19 protein-coding genes are annotated in these 17546 nt (G+C 70.8%); 11 read left to right on the top strand and 8 right to left on the bottom strand.

Translation table 11 applies throughout. The annotated features are described in order from the left end of the window. Position 1 precedes the first annotated feature (1 nt). Entirely contained in the window at positions 2-460 is a 459-nt protein-coding gene (locus BLU02_RS09540) for a DUF6194 family protein (protein ID WP_060923440.1), read from the bottom strand. Positions 461-521: 61 nt separating this feature from the next. Between BLU02_RS09540 and BLU02_RS09535 the strand changes: the two genes are divergently transcribed. Further along, positions 522-1322, top strand: a complete 801-nt coding sequence (locus BLU02_RS09535) for a MerR family transcriptional regulator (protein ID WP_231919537.1) — start codon at positions 522-524, stop codon at positions 1320-1322. On the opposite strand, the gene BLU02_RS09530 is transcribed toward BLU02_RS09535, so the two are convergent. Beyond that, positions 1255-2004, bottom strand: coding sequence for a DeoR/GlpR family DNA-binding transcription regulator (locus tag BLU02_RS09530; RefSeq protein ID WP_060923439.1), 750 nt, complete (start codon positions 2002-2004; stop codon positions 1255-1257). The genes BLU02_RS09535 and BLU02_RS09530 overlap by 68 nt on opposite strands. Before the next feature lie 54 nt (positions 2005-2058). Between BLU02_RS09530 and BLU02_RS09525 the strand changes: the two genes are divergently transcribed. Together BLU02_RS09525 and BLU02_RS17590 are read left to right on the top strand one after the other, a co-directional pair. Then, complete coding sequence (locus BLU02_RS09525; protein WP_060923443.1) at positions 2059-2424, top strand: hypothetical protein; 366 nt, start codon at positions 2059-2061, stop codon at positions 2422-2424. A 9-nt stretch (positions 2425-2433) separates the two neighbouring features. After that, the gene (locus BLU02_RS17590; protein WP_025102796.1) at positions 2434-2610 is read left to right on the top strand and encodes a hypothetical protein; all 177 of its coding nucleotides are present in this window, start codon (positions 2434-2436) and stop codon (positions 2608-2610) included. Positions 2611-2680: 70 nt separating this feature from the next. On the opposite strand, the gene BLU02_RS09520 is transcribed toward BLU02_RS17590, so the two are convergent. The 6 genes from BLU02_RS09520 to BLU02_RS09495 all read right to left on the bottom strand — a co-directional run bounded on the left by BLU02_RS09520 (position 2681) and on the right by BLU02_RS09495 (position 8352). Continuing rightward, positions 2681-4045: an LLM class flavin-dependent oxidoreductase gene (locus BLU02_RS09520; protein WP_083370955.1), complete on the bottom strand. Its 1365-nt coding sequence runs from the start codon at positions 4043-4045 to the stop codon at positions 2681-2683. Positions 4046-4119: 74 nt separating this feature from the next. Next, positions 4120-4827: a nicotinamide riboside transporter PnuC gene (pnuC, locus tag BLU02_RS09515; protein WP_060923478.1), complete on the bottom strand. Its 708-nt coding sequence runs from the start codon at positions 4825-4827 to the stop codon at positions 4120-4122. Between the two features lie 2 nt (positions 4828-4829). After that, on the bottom strand, positions 4830-5357 hold the full coding sequence (locus BLU02_RS09510; RefSeq protein ID WP_105950663.1) for a GNAT family N-acetyltransferase: 528 nt from the start codon (positions 5355-5357) through the stop codon (positions 4830-4832). Between the two features lie 74 nt (positions 5358-5431). After that, positions 5432-6628: a hypothetical protein gene (locus BLU02_RS09505; protein ID WP_060923477.1), complete on the bottom strand. Its 1197-nt coding sequence runs from the start codon at positions 6626-6628 to the stop codon at positions 5432-5434. A 35-nt stretch (positions 6629-6663) separates the two neighbouring features. Beyond that, positions 6664-7581, bottom strand: coding sequence for a DUF808 domain-containing protein (locus tag BLU02_RS09500; protein WP_060923476.1), 918 nt, complete (start codon positions 7579-7581; stop codon positions 6664-6666). Between the two features lie 48 nt (positions 7582-7629). After that, complete coding sequence (locus tag BLU02_RS09495; protein ID WP_060923475.1) at positions 7630-8352, bottom strand: FadR/GntR family transcriptional regulator; 723 nt, start codon at positions 8350-8352, stop codon at positions 7630-7632. 128 nt (positions 8353-8480) lie between these two features. On the opposite strand from BLU02_RS09495, the gene BLU02_RS09490 reads away from it, so the two are divergent. The 8 genes from BLU02_RS09490 (at position 8481) to BLU02_RS09455 (ending at position 17445) form a co-directional block, all read left to right on the top strand. Further along, complete coding sequence (locus BLU02_RS09490; protein WP_083370954.1) at positions 8481-10073, top strand: ABC transporter substrate-binding protein; 1593 nt, start codon at positions 8481-8483, stop codon at positions 10071-10073. 76 nt (positions 10074-10149) lie between these two features. After that, positions 10150-11106, top strand: a complete 957-nt coding sequence (locus BLU02_RS09485; RefSeq protein ID WP_060923409.1) for an ABC transporter permease — start codon at positions 10150-10152, stop codon at positions 11104-11106. 1 nt (position 11107) lies between these two features. Beyond that, complete coding sequence (locus BLU02_RS09480; RefSeq protein WP_060923410.1) at positions 11108-13159, top strand: dipeptide/oligopeptide/nickel ABC transporter permease/ATP-binding protein; 2052 nt, start codon at positions 11108-11110, stop codon at positions 13157-13159. Beyond that, positions 13156-13956 carry an ABC transporter ATP-binding protein gene (locus BLU02_RS09475; RefSeq protein WP_060923411.1) on the top strand — a complete coding sequence of 267 codons (801 nt, stop codon included), beginning with the start codon at positions 13156-13158 and terminating at the stop codon, positions 13954-13956. Before BLU02_RS09480 ends, BLU02_RS09475 begins: the two co-directional genes overlap by 4 nt. A gap of 15 nt (positions 13957-13971) precedes the next feature. Then, on the top strand, positions 13972-14916 hold the full coding sequence (locus BLU02_RS09470; protein ID WP_060923412.1) for a dihydrodipicolinate synthase family protein: 945 nt from the start codon (positions 13972-13974) through the stop codon (positions 14914-14916). After that, positions 14916-15848 carry an ROK family protein gene (locus BLU02_RS09465; protein ID WP_083370953.1) on the top strand — a complete coding sequence of 311 codons (933 nt, stop codon included), beginning with the start codon at positions 14916-14918 and terminating at the stop codon, positions 15846-15848. Before BLU02_RS09470 ends, BLU02_RS09465 begins: the two co-directional genes overlap by 1 nt. Further along, positions 15845-16531: an N-acetylmannosamine-6-phosphate 2-epimerase gene (locus BLU02_RS09460; RefSeq protein WP_060923256.1), complete on the top strand. Its 687-nt coding sequence runs from the start codon at positions 15845-15847 to the stop codon at positions 16529-16531. The genes BLU02_RS09465 and BLU02_RS09460 overlap by 4 nt, the downstream gene beginning before the upstream one ends. Next, positions 16528-17445, top strand: a complete 918-nt coding sequence (locus BLU02_RS09455) for a DUF4862 family protein (RefSeq protein WP_060923255.1) — start codon at positions 16528-16530, stop codon at positions 17443-17445. Before BLU02_RS09460 ends, BLU02_RS09455 begins: the two co-directional genes overlap by 4 nt. Positions 17446-17546: the final 101 nt, after the last annotated feature.

Genomic DNA, 17546 nt, shown 5'->3' with positions numbered 1-17546 from the left:
CTCACCTCGCCCGTCGTCCGGTGCGCGCACGTGCCGCCTCGTGCGCCTCGCGAAGAAGGGCGAGCACGGTACCCGCCGTCGCCTCTGCGGGATCGATCACGCACACCCAGCCGGCGTCGCCGTACAGGGGATGAGGGCGGAAGACGTCGACCGCCGTCGGGTCGGTGTCGCCGCCCGTGAGAGACCCCGCCGCGATGATCGACTCCGCGCGCTCACGTCCGACGTGGATGTTCACCCGGAAGCGCCCTGGAGCATCCAGCGCGGAGGACGTGTCGTCGGGATAGTCCTTGGTGATGATCGTCCCGTACGGCTGCGTGCGCTCCGGCATCCGGCCGTCGGGCGCGTGGTAGAAGTACGCGTCTCCCCATGACAGTTCGGGGAAGTCGCTGCCCGCCTCCGGGGCGACGACGAGCGCGCCGTCGAACGAGCGGATCTCTGCGATGATCTCCTGCATCTCCATCTTTCAATGCTGAGGCTGACCTGCTTATGTGGACTCAAGGACCGGAAAGACGAGGAAACACGTGCACAACCCTCAAGAGCAGGTGATGACGACGGCGGCGCTCGGACGGCTGGTCGACTACTCGACGCAGCAGGTGCGCGACCTCGAGCGCCTCGGTGTCCTCCCCGCCGCCGAGCGCGGTGCGAACGGGTACCGGCGGTATCGGACGTCGCATGCCCTGGCGCTGCGCGCCTATCGCGCGTTGGCGACGGCGCTCGGTCCGGTGCCCGCGCGTCGACTGATGCCCGCTCTCATCGGCGGATCGGTCGAGCATGCGGCGGAGCGGATCGATGACCTGCACGCGGATCTCGCCCTCGAACGCTCACGGGTGCGCGCGGCCCTGCGCGGACTCGAGGATGCGGTGGCGGAGGCCGACGATCCGTTCGTCGAGGACGATGCGATGGCCATCGGCGAACTCGCCCAGGCGCTCGGCGTCCGTTCCTCCGCACTGCGGCACTGGGAGCGAGAAGGGCTCGTGCGCCCCCTTCGTCGTGCGGGATCGGTCCGCTCCTATGACTCCCTCGCGATCACCGAGGCGCGGATCGCCGCCGCCCTGCGCTCGGGCGGCTACGGCATCCCCACCGTTTCGCGGATCATCGACGAGGTGCGCGCGCACGGTGACACCGAGCAGGTGCAGCGCATGCTCGCGGAGCGGCTGGCCGACCTCACGCGCCGCAGCGTCGCGCTTCTCGCGGCGGCAGGTCACCTGCACGCCCTGCTCGCGGAACGCCTCGCGGGAGAAGACGGATCGTCGCTCACGCCCGTCCCGGGATCTGCGCCAGCACCTCCGGGATCAGCGGATTCTCGTCGAGCGGGTCGGTGATGACCGCGGCGATCGCCTCGAACGGCAGTACCGGGTAGCGCGAGGCGGCGCCGATCTTCTCGTCGCTCGCGAGGACGACGGTCGCGGCGCATCGGGAAGAGATCGCCCGCTTGGTGACGGCGTCGTCGAGCTCGCCCGTCGTGAGGCCGTGGCCCGGGTCGACGCCCGTGACGCCGACGAAGAACACGTCCGCGGCGAGGTGTTGGATCGCCTCCATCGCGAGTCCTCCGCCGGCGACGAGGGAGTGCCGGGTGAGCTCGCCGCCGATCATGATCACGCGCGCATCCGAGTGCTCGGCGACGGCGAGGGCGACGGCGGGGCTCGGGGTGATGACCGTGATGTCGGTGCCAATGGGCAGCAGCCGCGCCATCGCGAGCGTGGTGGTTCCGGCATCCAGCACGATCGTCGATCCGGGGAGGATGGTCGTGACCGCCTGGCGGGCGACCCGCTCCTTGCTCTCGGTCGCCAGATCGTGGCGCTCCCGCACCGGGCGATCGGCCGCGGCGATGGGCAGCGCGCCGCCGTACACGCGCTGGAGCCTGCCCTCCTCGGCGAGCTCGCGGAGGTCGCGGCGGATGGCGTCTTCCGAGACTCCGAGATCTGCGGCGACGTCCTTCGCCACGACGCGCCCCTCGCGGTCGAGGAGGGCGAGCAGGTGGTCTTTGCGCTGAGCAGCAAGCATACGTTTCCTCACGAAGTTGCAGGTTTATGCATGATTCAGACTACAGTCATGTCCATGATGAAGCCACTCCTGATCCTGATCGCCGGCCCCTACCGTTCCGGCACCAACGGCGACCCCGCCCTGATCGCTCGCAATCTCGCGCGCCTGGAGGAGGCGTCCGGTCCGATCTTCCGGCTCGGTCACGTGCCGATGATCGGGGAGTGGGTCGCATTGCCGGTCCTGCGCACCCTCGAACCGGCCGACTCCGGCGAGGGCGACGTCATGTACGAGACCGCCCGGCGACTGCTCCTGCACTGCGACGCGGTGCTGCGGCTGCCGGGGGAATCGGCGGGCGCGGACCAGGACGTCGCCATTGCCCACGAGCGCGGGTTGCCTGTCTACCGGTCGCTCGGCGAGATCCCCGCAGCGTCGACTCCGTAGGCTGGAGGCATGACCAAGAACATCTGGACCGTCCTCGGCGTCATCCTCGCCGTCGTGATCGCGTGGTGGATCGTCAGCGCGCTGTTCTCGGTGCTCTGGTTCATCGCGAAGCTCGCCATCGTCGCGGTCGTCGCCGTGGTGGTCTTCCTCGTGCTTCGGAGTCTCTTCACCCGCGACGCCGACTGACCTGCCTTCGAATCGCTCACTTTGCGGCAAAACCGGCCGTTTTGCAGCAAAGTGGGCGATTCGAACGGGGTCAGAGGCGGTACTGGGCGGCGCGGTGCGTGGGCTGGACCCGGTCGCCGCGGCCGTGCAGCTTGTGGCGGAGCGTGCCGGGCACGTACTCCTCGGGGTAGGCGCCGCGCTCTCGCAGCACCGGGATGACGTGCTCGATGACGTCCTGCCACGTGCCGGGGGTGACCGCATACGCGAGGTTGAAGCCGTCGATGTCGGTCTCCTCGACCCAGGACTGCAGCTCGTCGGCGATCTCGACCCCGGAGCCGACGATCGTGGGGCCGAGCCCGCCGATCGCGTTATGGCGGCCGAAGTCGCCCACGGTCCACTCGCGCCCGAGGTCGGCCTCCTCCTTGAGGTGCTGCAGCACGGACTGGATCGCGTTCGACTCGACGTTCCCGACCGGCTCGTCCTCGGCGTACTGCGAGAGATCGACGCCCATCCACCCCGACATGAAGGTGAGTGCGCCCTCCGGACTCGCGTAGGAGAGGTACTCGGCATGCTTCGCGGCCGCCTCCTCGCTCGTCGCCGCGGTGATCACCGTCAGCAGCGTGTAGATGCGGGCGTCATGACGGTCGCGCCCCGCCGCCTCGAGGGCGTCGCGGATGCGCTTCACGGTCCCGGCGAGCACCTCCTTCGACGGCGCGGCGACGAAGATGGCCTCGGCGTTCTCCGCCGCGAACCGCACCCCGCGCGGGCTGGCGCCGGCCTGGTAGATCACGGGAGTCCGCTGCGGCGAGGGCTCCGAGATGTGGATGCCGGGCACGGAGAAGTGCTTCCCCTCGTGCCGGATCGGATGCACCTTCGACGGGTCGGTGAAGATCCCGCGCTCGCGGTCCTCCACCACCGCGTCGTCCTCCCACGACCCCTCCCAGAGCTTGTAGAGCACCTCGACGTACTCGTCTGCGTGGTCGTAGCGGTCGTCGTGGGCGAGCTGGTCCTCCTGGCCCATGTTCCGCGCGGCGCTGGGCAGATACCCGGTCACGACGTTCCAGCCGACGCGGCCCTGCGTGAGGTGGTCGAGCGTGCTGAGTCGCCGAGCGAACGGGTAGGGGTGCTCGAACGCGGTGCCGGCCGTGACGCCGAACCCCAGATGCTCGGTCACCGCGGCCATCGCGCTGACCAGGAGGATCGGGTCGTTCACCGGTACCTGGGCGCCGTTGCGGATGGCGGCCTCGTTCGTACCGCCGTAGACGTCGTAGGTGCCCAGGACATCGGCGATGAAGATCCCGTCGAAGGTCGCGCTCTCCAGCAGCTTCGCCAGGTCGGTCCAGTACGAGATGGTGTTGTACTGCCGCGACCGGTCGTCGGGGTGCCGCCACAGGCCGGACGACTGGTGGGCGACGCAGTTCATGTCGAAGGCGTTGAAGCGGATCTGCCGGGTCATGCCCCCATGAAACGGGACCGGACGGGGCCGGGGCGAGCGACGGCGACACGCACGGAAACAATCCGCGGTGCGGCTCAGGCCTCCTCGTCCGGACGGCGGGGGCTCGGGTCGGGAGGGAGGATCTCGATCGGGCGCGCGGCCTGTCGCTGCGCTCGCCACCAGATCACGAACCCGACCGCCGTGAAGACGCCGTAGAACACGTACATGAGGCCGGTCGCGTAGTAGCCGGAGCTGAACAGCAGCGGCACCCCCACCACGTCCACGGCGATCCAGATGAGCCAGAACTCGGTCCAGCCCTTGGCCATGCCGTAGGTCGCGAGCAGTGACCCGACGAAGGTCCAGGCGTCGGCCCAGACCGGCTCCCACGAACCCAGGGCGCGGAACAGGGGGGTGAGCGCCACGGTTCCGACGACGAGGACCACGACCAGACCGATGCGGGCCCCGGTCGGCGCCCACCGCGGCACGATGCGACCGCCGTCGGCATTCCGCCAGCGGATCCACCCGTAGATCGCGACGGCGATGAACATGATCTGCCGCCCGGCCTGACCGAGGAGATGCGGCAGCGACGGGTCGGGGCTCAGGGCGGATCCGAGGAACACCGTGAGCAGCAGGACGTTGCCGACGATGCCGACCGGCCACGCCCAGACCTTGCGCCGCATGCCCCCGAGGGCGCTCGCGAGTCCGAACGCGTTCCCGACGACCTCACGCACCAGGAGGGTCTGCCCACCGGGAAGCACCCAGGACGAGGAGAAGGCGTCGACGAGCCACTGCAGGAAGTCCATCGCTAGAGCGCCGCGTCGGGGGTGGGGCGCTCGTCGAGCACGAGCTGCAGCATGCTGAGGTCGAGCCACCGGCCGAACTTCGCGCCGACCTGGGGCATGCGGCCCACCTCCCGGAATCCGAGGCGCTCGTGGAGGGTGAGGGAGGCGGTGTTGCCGCTCTCGACACCGCCGATCATCACGTGCATCCCGGCTGCCCGGGCCCGGACGATGAGCTCCGTCATGAGGAGCGTGCCGATGCCGCGTCCGCGCTGATCGCCGCGCACGTAGACGGAATGCTCCACGGTGAGGCGGTAACCGCTGTGCGGGCGCCACTGGGCATAGGACGCATAGCCCACGACGCCGCTCTCGTCAGCGGCGACGATGACGGGACAGCCGCGCGCGGTCCGGTCGGCGAGCCACGCCTCCCGGTCGGCGCGATCCACCGCCTCCTCGTTCCAGATCGCGGTCGTGTGCAGGACGGCGTGGTTGTGGATCTCGGTGATCGTGTCGAGGTCGGCGCTCTCGGCGGGCCTGAGGTGCACGGCGGTCATCGCAGGTTCTTCCTTCTTCGCGCTTCGGGTGCGCACGCCGACGTTAGCAGGATCGACGGGGGCGGCACCTGACGTCAGCGTGCGCCGCGGCGTCCGAGCTCGTCGCGCACGAGGATGGCGCGATGCATGTCGGCCATGATCGGGTCGAAGAAGCGCTCGCGGTACCGCGCCTCGCTCACGGCCGAGAAGACGAAGGGCAGCGCCGCGATCACCGCCAGCAGCGTGGCCGCCTTGAGGAGGTTCACTGTGAGCGGGAGCTTCTGCCCGAAGAACTCCAGCGGCTGCACGGCGAGCGGTTGCGCGGCGCTGCCGGAACCGAGCCAGATCCCGATGATGCCCGACGGCACGGCGATCCCGCCGATCACGATGAGCAGGGCCGCGATGAGGCCGGTGAAGAAGAGTGCCTGCACGAGCTGGGCGACGGTCATGGCGAGCAGGATGTTGATGCGCTGGGGTGCGCGGAGCGGGAGGCGGCCGCCGTCGGCTGCCGTTGCGCCCTCCGCCGGCGTGCCGACGAGGAGTGCGGTGCGCTGCTCCGCGGTCGGGGGTGGGGATCCGTCGTCGATCTCCGAAGCACTCACCCGCAGCACGACGATGCCGGCGAGGACGGCGACGACGAGCCCGACCTGTGCGATCGACCCCCAGGAGAGGGCGGACGCCATCTGCCACACCTCCGCCGAGAAGAACGCGAAGACGACGAGCATCAGGATCACCGGCAGAGCGATGGAGGCCATGTGTCCGATCGCGGAGGCGTTGCGCACGGCGAGTCGGGAGGCCCAGCCGAGCAGGGCGCCGCCGCCCATGCCGGTGACGAGCACGCAGACGGCGAGCACGAGGAGCGCGCGGAGGACGGGCCCCACGGTGGCGCCCGGGTGATCGACGTAGCCGGAGGCCACCAGGAAGGCGAGTGCCCCCGCGATGACGAGAAGCGCGAGCGTCGTGCCGGCCGGCGGACGCAGCCGGCGCAGCACCGTGCGCACGAGGTAGTACGCCCCCCACGCCAGGCTCACCGCGATCACGAAGATGACGAAGGCGAAGACGGCCACGAAGGCGGCGTCCTCGGCCGCATCGTCGAGCGCGACCTCGTACACCGCCTCGATGCCGTCCTGGAAGAGGTAGGCGGCGACGGCGACCCAGGCGATGAGCGGGGCCACGCGGCGCGGCAGATCGGTGAACCACCGGCGCAGCGGTACGAAGGTGGGAAGGCCCTGCTCGCGGAACCATCGATCCGCGTCACGCGTCGAACGGTGCAGGGTGCGACTCGCAGGCATGGCGTCGAGACTACGTCACCCCCGCCGCGACGGACTCAGACGTGGATGTCGGCGGGAGAGGCCTCGCCCTCGTGGAAGCTCGGCTTCCTGCCGAAGAGCTTCGCGACGCCCAGGACGACCCCGACGATCACGAGGCCCCAGACGAGACCGGCGATCGCGGAGATGATCGTGTCGACCACCCACACCACGAAGCCGCCGAGGGGCTCCAGCGCGTGCTCGACCGCATGGAGAACGTCGGCCGGGGCGTGCAGCCCGACCTCGCCGAGGTTGATGAGGACGAGGTGCCCGCCGACCCACAGCATGGCGACGGTGCCGAGCACGCTGATGAAGCGGAAGACCGCGGGCATGGACCGGACGATGCGGGTGCCGGTGTGCCGGACGCGCTGCGCCGGGTTCTTCGCCATCTTCAGGCCGATGTCGTCGATCTTCACCAGGAGCGCTACGGCCCCGTACACCGCGACGGTCATGACCAGCGCGATCACCGCGAGGATCGCGAGGGTGGACCAGATGCCGAGTCCCTTGTCGAGGCTGGCGAGGGAGATGAGCATGATCTCCGTCGAGAGGATGAGGTCGGTGCGGACGGCGCCGAGCACGAGCTTCCTCTCGTCGCGGGCGCCTTCGTCGGCGTGGCCGTGCTGCACGCCGAACCACTCGAGCACCTTCTCCGCGCCCTCGAAGCACAGGTACGAGCCGCCGAGGATGAGCAGGTAGGGCAGCACCCACGGCGCGAAGGCCGTGAGCAGCAGCGCGATCGGGATGATGATGACGAACTTGTTCACCAGCGACCCGAGGGCGATCTTGCCGACCACGGGGAGCTCGCGGGCCGGGGTGAGGCCCTGCACGTACTGCGGGGTCACGGCGGCGTCGTCGATGACGACTCCGGCGGCCTTCGCCGACGCCTTCATCGCGGCGCTCAGGATGTCGTCGACGACGGCGAGCAGTCCAACGGACATGCGGGTCCTCTTTCCGTGGTGGGAAAGTCAGACTACCGACTCCTCAGCTCAGGCCCGCACGTCCTCCGCGGTCGCCAGCACCCGCTGCAGCGGCTGGTAGTGCTCGATGACGGCCTGGCGGTAGCGCTCGACGTCGCCGGAGCGCGCGGCGTCCAGCATGTCACCGTGCGCCTTGGCGGTCTTGTGGATGTCGTCGGGCTGCGCGATGCCGAGCTGCGGGAGCACGGCGGTGTGCACGTCCCAGAAGGCTCCGACGAGCTGGCCGACGAGACGGTTGTCGATGGCGCCGAAGAGGCGGGTGTGGAACGCCCTGTCCTCGTCGAGGAAGTACTCGCCGCGGCCGGCCTTGTCGACCATCTCGGCGACGAGCTCGTCGAGCTCCGGGTCCGCCTGCGCCTGAGCGGCCTCGACCACGCGCTCGGCCATGGAGAGGTCGAGCGCGAGGCGCACCTCGACGACCTCGCGCAGGGCCTGCAGCGACCCCTCGGGGGACAGCACACCCCGGAAGACGAGCGCCTCGACCATCGGGTCCAGCGACATCGGGCCCACGTAGGTGCCGTGTCCGTGCCGGACGTCGACGATGTCGAGGGTGGAGAGCGTACGGATCGCCTCGCGGACCGAGGAGCGCGACACGTCGAGCTCCTCGCAGAGCTCGGCCTCGGTCGGCAGGGGATCGCCGGGAGTGAGTCCGCGCGTGAGGATGAGCTGCTTGATCTGATCCGCCGTCGTGGCTCGCCGCATCCGCGACGCCCTCCCCGTGGTGGACTTCATAGGGTCCCTCTCCTGCCTGCCGGAAACGCTCCGATCCTCTCACTCTTGTGATCCGGTCGAACGTGTGTTTAGAGTACATCAGACGTCTGATGTCCTCAAGGCGTCGCCCCCCACCACCTGGAGCACACATGAACCGACACAGCACCCGCCGCCGCGCGGGTCGTCTCGCGATGGCGGTCGCCGGCACGGTCGCCGCGTCCCTCGCCCTCGCCGGCTGCGGCGGCGCCGCCGGCACCGCCGAGAGCCCCGCCGCGAGCGACATCGACCCGGACGGCATCATCGAAGCCGGGATCTCGTACACCCTGAACGGCAGCTTCGACCCGATGGTCGCCTCAGGCGCCGTGACGGTCTCGGCGAACTGGCACATCTTCGAGGGACTCATCGACCTCGACCCCGTCACGCAGGAGCCCGCCCCCGCCCTCGCCGCCGACTTCCCGACGCAGGTCGACGAGACGACCTACGACATCGACCTCCGCGAAGGCGCGACGTTCCAGAACGGAGACCCGGTCACCGCCGACGACGTGGTCTTCAGCTACGAGCGCGTCCTCGACCCGGCGAACAACTCCCTGTTCCGCTCGTTCGTCGACTTCATCGACACGGTCACGGCCGTCGACGAGGACACCGTCCGGATCACCACCGATTACCCGTTCTCCCTCATCGACGATCGACTCGGCGTCGTCAAGATCGTGCCGAAGGCCGTGGTCGAGGCCGATCCCGAGGAGTTCGGCGCGAACCCGGTCGGCTCCGGTCCCTACGCCCTCGTCTCCGCCGTGCCCGAGGACAAGATCGTCTTCGAGCGGTACGACGACTACAACGGCCCGCGTCCCGCGCTCGCCGCAGGCATGAACTGGAACCTCCTCGCCGACGCCTCGGCCCGCGTCACCGCGATGTCGACCGGCACGGTGCAGGCGATCGAGGACGTGCCGTACATCGACGCCGACGGACTGGCCGCCTCGTCCGAGGTCGAGAGCGTGCAGTCGTTCGGCCTCCTCTTCATGATGTTCAATACGAAGGCCGAGCCGTTCGACGACGTCCGCGTCCGCCAGGCGCTGCACTACGCGCTCGACATGGACAAGATCATCGAGACCGGCATGCTCGGCAACGCCACCCCGGCCACGTCGTTCCTGCCCGAGGACTACCCGAACTACCACGAGGCCTCCACGGTCTACTCGTACTACCCGGAGAAGGCGGAGGAGCTGCTGGCGGAGGCCGGGGTCTCCGACCTCGCGATCACGTTGCGCATGACCGACACCGGATGGGTGAAGGAGGTGGCCCCGCTCATCAAGGGGTCCCTCGACGCGATCGGCATCGACACCACCCTCGACATCAGCCAGTCGGCGTCGATGTACGAGAAGGTCGACTCCGGCGACTACACCGTCGCCATCGCCCCCGGAGACCCGTCGGTGTTCGGCGTGGACCCCGACCTGCTCATGAACTGGTGGTACGGCGAGAACGTCTGGACCCAGACGCGCACCGCCTGGGCCGACTCCCCGGAGTACGCCGAGCTGCGCACGCTGCTCGACACCGCCGTCACCCAGGAGGGCGAGGAGCAGCAGGAGTCCTGGAACCAGGCGTACGACCTGATCTCCGACCAGGCCGTGCTGTACCCGCTGTTCCACCGCAAGCTGCCCACCGCCTGGAGCTCGCAGGAGCTGGTCGGCTTCCAGCCGGTCCCCACGACCGGACTGTCGTTCCTCGACGTCGGCGTGGCCGCGAAGTAGCACCTGCCCGACCGGGCGGGGGCGCGCTCGCCCGAAGAGCGCGCCCCCGCCACCCCACCCCCGGAAGGAGCGGCACGTGTCCCACACGCTCCGCCTCGTCGGCCGGCGACTGCTGCAGTTGCCGCTGATGATCCTCGGCATCACGTTCCTGGTCTTCTTCGTGATGTCCTTCTCGCCCGTCGACCCGGCACGCACCGCGCTCGGCGAGACCGCCTCCCCCGAAGCGCTGGAGGCGTACCGCGAAGACCACGGGCTGAACCTCCCGCTGTTCGTCCGCTACGTGAACTTCCTGATCGGCCTCGTCCAGGGCGACCTGGGCACGTACTCCGCCCGCAGCCTGCCGGTGGTCGACGAGGTCGCCAGGGCCTTCCCGGTGACGCTGGCCCTGACCTTCCTGGGTCTGGTGATCGCGGTCCTCGTCGCGTTCGTGATCGGCGTCCTCGCCGCCGTCTACCGCGACCGCTGGCCCGACCAGGTCATCCGCGTCTTCGGCGTCGCCGCGTTGTCCACGCCCTCCTTCTGGCTCGCGATCCTGCTCATCCAGGTGTTCACCCTGGCGCTCGGGGTGCTGCCGGCCTCGGGCCCGCTGCCGGCCTTCGCCGACGACCCGTCCGGGTGGCTCGCCCGGATGACCCTTCCCGCGGTCGCACTCGCCGTGCCCGTGATCGGGCAGCTCTCCCGGGTCGTGCGCACCTCGATGGTCGAGGAGCTCGATCGCGACTACGTGCGCACCGCCCTCGGCGCCGGAATCCCGCGGGTGATCGTCGTCGGCCGCAACGTGCTGCGCAACGCGCTCATCACCCCCGTGACGGTGCTCGGTCTCCGCATCGGGTACCTGCTCGGCGGCGCCGTGGTGATCGAGATCATCTTCGCGATCCCGGGGATGGGCACCCTCATCCTCAACGGGGTCACCAACAACGAACCCAACCTCGTGCAGGGCGTGACGCTCGCGGTCGCGCTCGCGTTCGTCGTGATCAACATCATCGTCGACCTCCTGTACGTGCTCATCAATCCTCGAATCCGGGCGGTGTGACATGCGACGCAGACTCACGGAACGGCTCTCCGTCCCCGGCCTCCGCTGGGGCCGTCTCTCCCTCGGCTCGATCATCTGCCTCGCCGTGCTCGCGATCATCGCGCTCGCCGCGATCCTCGCTCCGCTGATCTCGCCGTACGACCCGCTCGCCTCCGGCTCCCCGGTGCAGCCGCCGAGTGCGGAGCATTGGTTCGGCACCGACCGGCAGGGTCGCGACATCTTCTCCCGACTGGTCTACGGGGCCCGCTACTCCCTCGTTATCGGGCTCGGGGCCACCCTCGTCGCCCTCGCCGTCGCCTGCGTGCTGGGCACGATCGCCGCGACCGCGCCGAAGTGGATCTCCGAGACCCTCATGCGGGTCATGGACGTGATCATGTCGTTCCCCGGCATCGCGCTCGCCGCGGTGTTCGTGGCGGTGTTCGGCAAGTCGCTGCCGGTGCTCGTGCTCACGATCGCATTCCTCTACGTGCCGCAGCTGACCCGCATCGTCCGGGCGAACATCCTCGACCAGTACGGCGAGGACTACGTCTCGGCCGTCCGCGTAATGGGCGCGGGGACGCCGCGGATCATCGTGCGGCACGTCGCCCGCAACGCCATGGCACCCGTGCTCGTCTTCGCCACGGTGCTCGTCGCCGACGCGATCGTGTTCGAGGCCTCGCTGTCGTTCCTTCAGGCCGGTGTGCCCGATCCTGAGCCGTCCTGGGGCAACGTCATCGCCGCGGGCCGGAACCTGCTCATGAGCGGGGCGTGGTGGGCGACGTTCTTCCCCGGCATCCTCATCATGATCACCGTGCTGTGCCTCAACATCCTGTCCGAGGGGATGACCGACGCCATGGTCTCGCCGCGCGCCAGGAAGATCACCGCCGACGCCGCGAACACGGAGGAGTCGACGCACGACCTGGAGGAGGCCGCCGCCCCGGACGACACCCACGTCATCCCGACGGTCGACACCGCGGTCAACCTCTCGGTGCCCAGCGGCGTGCCCGACGTGCTCGTGCCCACCGCGGAGACGGTGCCGCTGGCGGAGCGCCTCGCCGAGCTGCGTGTCCGCGAACTCTCCCGCACTGACCGCCTGGTCTACACGGGAGACGCCGCGCCGCTGCTCGAGGTGCAGGATCTCTGCATCTCCTTCCCGCGCCACGGCGACGTCGACGTGGTCGACCACGTCAGCTTCACCGTGCGCCCCGGCGAGACCATGTCGCTCGTGGGGGAGTCGGGGTGCGGCAAGTCCATCACCTCGCTGGCGATCATGGGGCTGCTCGATCCGAAGGCCGACGTCCGCGGGCGCATCCTGTTCGACGGGAAGGATCTGCTGCGGATGACGCCGAAGGAGCGCAACGCGCTGCGCGGCCACGACATCGCGATGATCTACCAGGACGCCCTGAGCTCGCTGAACCCCGCGATGCTGATCCGCGCGCAGATGAAGCAGCTCACCTCCCGCGGCGGCACCCGCACGGCCGAGGAGCTGCTGGAGCTCGTCGGTCTCGATCCGAAGCGCACGCTCGCCTCGTACCCGCACGAGCTCTCGGGCGGCCAGCGGCAGCGCGTGCTCATCGCGATGGCCCTGACCCGCGACCCGCGGCTGGTGATCGCCGACGAGCCCACCACGGCCCTCGACGTGACGGTGCAGGCGCAGGTCGTGGAGCTGCTGATGCGGCTGCAGCGGGAGCTCGGGTTCGCACTGGTGTTCGTCTCGCACGACCTCGCCCTCGTCGCCGAGCTCTCGCACCGGATCACGGTGATGTACGCGGGCCAGGTCGTGGAGCAGGGCACCACACGCGAGGTGCTCACGCAGCCCGTCCACGAGTACACCCAGGGCCTGCTCGGGGCGGTGCTCTCGATCGAGGCCGGTTCCGACCGCCTGCACCAGGTGTCCGGTGTCGTCCCCTCCCCGCGGGACTTCCCGCAGGGCGACCGCTTCGCGCCGCGCTCGACGGACCCCGCCCGGTACGCCGGCGTGGAACCCGTGCGGCGGCACATCGACGGCACCGAGCACTACTACTCCGCGCATCCTGCCGATGCGCCCGTCGAACCGATCGGAGCAGGACGATGAGCGAACCCGTCATCCAGCTGCAGGACGTGCACGTCCGCTACCGGGCCCGCAGCTCGTCGTTGTTCCGCCCGCACTACGTCGACGCCCTCGCCGGGGTCTCGCTCACGGTCCGCCGCGGACAGACGCTGGGCATCGTGGGCGAGTCCGGCTCGGGCAAGTCCACCTCCGCGAAGGTGCTGATCGGCCTCGAGAAGCCCACGAGCGGTCAGGTCGTCTTCGACGGTGAGACCGTGCGCTCCTTCACCCCCGCGGTGCGCAAGCGCCTGGGACGCATCCTCTCCGTGGTCTTCCAGGACCCGGCGACGGCTCTGAACGCCCGCATGACCGTGCGGGACGCGCTCCTGGATCCGCTGCAGGTGCATCGCCTCGGCTCCCCGGCGAGCCGGGAGCGCAAGGTGCGCGACCTCGTCGGGCTCGTGGGGCTGCCGTCGTCGGCGCTGGAGGCGCTGCCCAGTCAGCTCTCCGGCGGCCAGCGGCAGCGCGTCGCGATCGCCAGGGCCCTCGTCCTCGACCCGCAGGTCATCGTCGCCGATGAGCCGACCTCGGCCCTCGACGTCTCGGTGCGCGCGCAGATCCTGAACCTGCTGACCGACCTGAAGCAGCAGCTCGGGCTCGGCATGGTCTTCATCTCCCACGACATCCAGACCGTCCGCTACCTCTCCGACGAGATCGCCGTGATGAACAAGGGCCGCGTCGTCGAGCACGGCGACGCCGCCCGGGTCTTCGACGACCCCGCCGACCCCTACACCCGCACGCTGCTGGGCGCCGCGCCCTCGCTGCTCGAACCCCACCACTGAAAAGACGGAACCCCTATGCCTTCCCCCGCTCCCGCCCTGTCGTTCTCCGGCGTCGTCCCGCCGGTCGCCACCCCGCTGCTCCCCGACGGGGCGATCGACCACGCGTCGCTCACCCGCCTGGTCGAGCGCCTGATCGGGGAGGGCGTCTCCGGACTGTTCGCGCTCGGCTCCACCGGCGAGACCGCCTACTTCACCGACGACCAGCGCGTCGAGCTGCTGCAGACGATCGTCGCCGCGAACGCGGGACGCGTGCCCGTCATCGCCGGCGCCATCGAGCTCACGGCCCCGCGCATCATCGAGACGGCCCGTCGGCTCGCGGCCGCGGGCGCGCAGGCGATCGTGACCACCGCGCCGCTGTACACGTTGAACTCGCCGGCCGAGGTCGCCGCGCACTTCCGGACGATCGCCGCCGCGATCGACGTGCCGCTCTGGGCCTACGACGTGCCGGTGCGGGTGCACTCCAAGCTCGGCATCGACCTGCTCGTGCAGCTCGGCCGGGAGGGCGTGATCCAGGGGGTGAAGGACTCGTCCGGCGACGACGTCGGGTTCCGCCGACTGATCGCGGCGAACGAGGCCGCCGGTCGCCCGCTGCAGCTGCTCACCGGGCACGAGGTCGTCGTCGACGCGATGGCCCTCGTCGGTGCCGCGGGTGTCGTCCCGGGCCTGGCGAACGTCGAGGCCGCGGGCTACGTGCGCCTCTGGGAGGCCGCGCAGAGCGGTGACTGGACGGCCGCCCGGGCCGAGCAGGAGCGCATCAACCGGCTCTTCGACATCGTGTTCCAGCCGCAGGGGCTGTCCGGCGACGCCACCGGCGTCGGGGCGTTCAAGGCGGCGATGCACGCGCGCGGCATCATCGACCACGCGACGATGGCCGACACGGTGGAGCCGCTCACGCCGGAGGCCGTCGCCGGCATCCGCACGATCCTCGACGAGCTCGGTCTGCTTCCGGTCGCCGTCTGATGCGCGAGGTCGTCCTCGCCGTCGACATCGGCGGCACCAAGACGGCCGCGGCGCTCGCCGACCGGGCGGACGCGCTGCTGCGCACCGCCGCGGCGCCGACCCCCGCGAGCGCGGGACCCGCCGCCGTCGTGGCGACCGTCGCCGCGCTCGCGCAGGAACTGCTCGACGAGGAGTCCGCGCTCGTCGGCGTCGGCATCGGCACCGCGGGCGTGGTCGACGCACGGACGGGGACGATCGTGTCGGCCACCGACACCTTCGCCGACTGGCCGGGCACTCCGCTGGCCGCCCTGATCCGGGGAGCCCTCGCGGACCGCCTCCCCGCCGATGCGCCGGTGGCCGTGCAGAACGACGTCGACGCGCACGCCACGGGGGAGTACCTCCACGGGACCGCCGCCGGAGCCTCGAGCGCCCTCGTCGTCGCCGTCGGCACCGGGGTCGGCGCGGGCGTCATCCTCGACGGCCGTCCGGTGCGCGGTGCCCACCACGTGGCGGGCGAGCTCGCGCACCTCCCCATCCCGGGCGCCGCGCACCTCCGCTGCCCCTGTGGCCGCAGCGGACACCTCGAGGCCCTCGGCTCCGGCATCGGCCTGCACCGGCATTACCTCTCGCTCGGCGGCGATGCGGCGCTGCGCGATGCGCGCGGGGTCGCCGCCGCGGCCGGCACGGGGGACTCCCTCGCCGTGCGCGCCGTCCAGGATTCCGCCGCCGCCGTCGGCCGCGCCCTCGCGGGAGCCGCGACCCTCCTCGACCCGGAGCGGATCGTCGTCACCGGCGGCGTGCCGCGCATCGGCGAGCTGTGGTGGGACTCCCTGCGGGCGGCCTTCCACGCGGAGGCCATCGACGCCCTGCACGACACCCCCATCCTGCCGGGAACCCTCGGCGACGACGCGCCGCTGCGGGGAGCGGCGGCATCCGCCTGGAGGCGACCATGACACCGACCCCCATCCTCGAACGCCTGCGCAGCGGCCTGATCGTCTCCTGTCAGGCGTACCCCGGGGAGGCGATGCGCGACCCGCGCACCATGGCGCAGATTGCCGACGCCGCCCTCGTCGGCGGCGCCGCCGGGATCCGCGTGCAGGGGATCGACGACATCCGCGCGGTCGCCGAGCTTCCGGTGCCGATCATCGGGCTGTGGAAGGACGGCGATGCCGACGTCTTCATCACGCCGACACTGGAACATGCCGTGGCCGTCGCCGACGCGGGCGCCGACATCGTGGCGATCGACGGCACCCGACGCCCCCGGCCCGACGGCCGTACCCTCGCGGAGACCATCGTGGGGCTGCGCGCGCATTCCGACACGCTCATCATGGCCGACTGCGGTTCCCTCGACGACGCGATCGCCGCCGAAGCCGCGGGTGCCGACATCCTGGGCACGACCCTGTCCGGGTACACCGGGGAGCGTCCGAAGAGCGACGGCCCCGACCTCGAGCTCATCGGCCTCATCGCGGCACGCAGCACGCGCCCGATCGTCGCAGAGGGCCGCATCCACACCCCGGCGCACGCCGCCGCCGCGATCGCCGCGGGGGCCTACGCGGTCTGCGTCGGCACGGCCATAACCCATCCGGCCACCATCACGTCCTGGTTCGCGCGGAGTCTCGTCGAGGCCCGTCCGTGACCCCCGTGCTCCTCAGCGCCTATCCGCTGTCCCCCGCGCACGCCCGATGGGATCCGGCGCTGGAGGCCGCGCTGCTGCCGGAGCTCTGCGCGCTCCCCGGGGTGGCCGGCCTCGAGGTGCCGTGGATGGGGGCGGTGCATCCGCACGACCCGACCTGGTTCCTCGGCCACGTGCCGGGTGTGCCGCTCGCGGTCACCCCGGTGCCGTACGTGATGCGGCGGCTCGGCGAGGACCCGTCGTACGGACTCGCCTCGCCGCAGGAGGAGGGGAGGGCCGCGGCGGTGGCGGATCTGCGGCGCGTAGCGGACGACGTCGCGCTGCTCACCGCCGAGAGCGCCGCATCGGTCGCGGTGGTGATGCTGCACACCGCGCCCCGCGGGAGCGGAGACGGGGATGCGCTTGTCCGGTCGCTGGAGGAGGTCGCGGCGTGCGACTGGAGCGGAGCCCGGCTCGTCATCGAGCACTGCGACGCCGCCGTTCCCGGTCAGACGCCGGAGAAGGGGTTCCTCCCGCTCGCTGCCGAGATCGCGGCCATCCGGTCCGCCGGCGCCCCGGTCGGCCTCTGGCTCAACTGGGGGCGGTCGGCGATCGAGCTGCGGGACGCGGATGCGGTGACCGCGCAGATCGCCGATGCAGCGGCTTCGGGCCTGCTGACCGGGCTCGCGTTCTCCGGGGCCGCGCCGGTGGAGAGTCCGTACGGCCCCGCCTGGGTGGACGCGCACCTGCCCATCGCCGAGGCCCATCCCGCGTCCGCGTCGCTGCTCGGCGCGGCGCACGTCCGCGCGGGGCTCCGCGCCGCGGGCGCTGTGCCCTGGCTCGGCCTCAAGGTCGCGCGACGGCCGGAGGATTGCACGGTCGCGGAGATCGTCCGCACCGCGGAACGGAACCTCGCCGTCGTCCGGGATGCGGGCTGAGCGGAAACTCCCAGCCCGCTCCCAGCCCCGCGGGACCAAAAGCCGGGCCCCCGTGGTTCTCCTCTGTGACGCCGCAGCCAGCGGCGTCGGACAAGGAGCCA

This window comes from Microbacterium paraoxydans (genome assembly GCF_900105335.1).
Lineage (GTDB): Bacteria > Actinomycetota > Actinomycetes > Actinomycetales > Microbacteriaceae > Microbacterium > Microbacterium paraoxydans.
The sequence above is the reverse complement of the archived record's forward strand: the minus strand, read 5'-3'. Positions and strand labels throughout refer to the sequence as shown.

Coding starts and splice junctions, on each gene's coding strand:
- BLU02_RS09540 (WP_060923440.1), bottom strand. CDS start 460: ATGGAGATGCAGGAGATCATCGCAGAGATCCGCTCGTTCGACGGCGCG.
- BLU02_RS09530 (WP_060923439.1), bottom strand. CDS start 2,004: ATGCTTGCTGCTCAGCGCAAAGACCACCTGCTCGCCCTCCTCGACCGC.
- BLU02_RS09525 (WP_060923443.1), top strand. CDS start 2,059: ATGATGAAGCCACTCCTGATCCTGATCGCCGGCCCCTACCGTTCCGGC.
- BLU02_RS17590 (WP_025102796.1), top strand. CDS start 2,434: ATGACCAAGAACATCTGGACCGTCCTCGGCGTCATCCTCGCCGTCGTG.
- BLU02_RS09520 (WP_083370955.1), bottom strand. CDS start 4,045: ATGACCCGGCAGATCCGCTTCAACGCCTTCGACATGAACTGCGTCGCC.
- pnuC (WP_060923478.1), bottom strand. CDS start 4,827: ATGGACTTCCTGCAGTGGCTCGTCGACGCCTTCTCCTCGTCCTGGGTG.
- BLU02_RS09510 (WP_105950663.1), bottom strand. CDS start 5,357: ATGACCGCCGTGCACCTCAGGCCCGCCGAGAGCGCCGACCTCGACACG.
- BLU02_RS09505 (WP_060923477.1), bottom strand. CDS start 6,628: ATGCCTGCGAGTCGCACCCTGCACCGTTCGACGCGTGACGCGGATCGA.
- BLU02_RS09500 (WP_060923476.1), bottom strand. CDS start 7,581: ATGTCCGTTGGACTGCTCGCCGTCGTCGACGACATCCTGAGCGCCGCG.
- BLU02_RS09495 (WP_060923475.1), bottom strand. CDS start 8,352: ATGAAGTCCACCACGGGGAGGGCGTCGCGGATGCGGCGAGCCACGACG.
- BLU02_RS09490 (WP_083370954.1), top strand. CDS start 8,481: ATGAACCGACACAGCACCCGCCGCCGCGCGGGTCGTCTCGCGATGGCG.
- BLU02_RS09480 (WP_060923410.1), top strand. CDS start 11,108: ATGCGACGCAGACTCACGGAACGGCTCTCCGTCCCCGGCCTCCGCTGG.
- BLU02_RS09475 (WP_060923411.1), top strand. CDS start 13,156: ATGAGCGAACCCGTCATCCAGCTGCAGGACGTGCACGTCCGCTACCGG.
- BLU02_RS09470 (WP_060923412.1), top strand. CDS start 13,972: ATGCCTTCCCCCGCTCCCGCCCTGTCGTTCTCCGGCGTCGTCCCGCCG.
- BLU02_RS09465 (WP_083370953.1), top strand. CDS start 14,916: ATGCGCGAGGTCGTCCTCGCCGTCGACATCGGCGGCACCAAGACGGCC.
- BLU02_RS09460 (WP_060923256.1), top strand. CDS start 15,845: ATGACACCGACCCCCATCCTCGAACGCCTGCGCAGCGGCCTGATCGTC.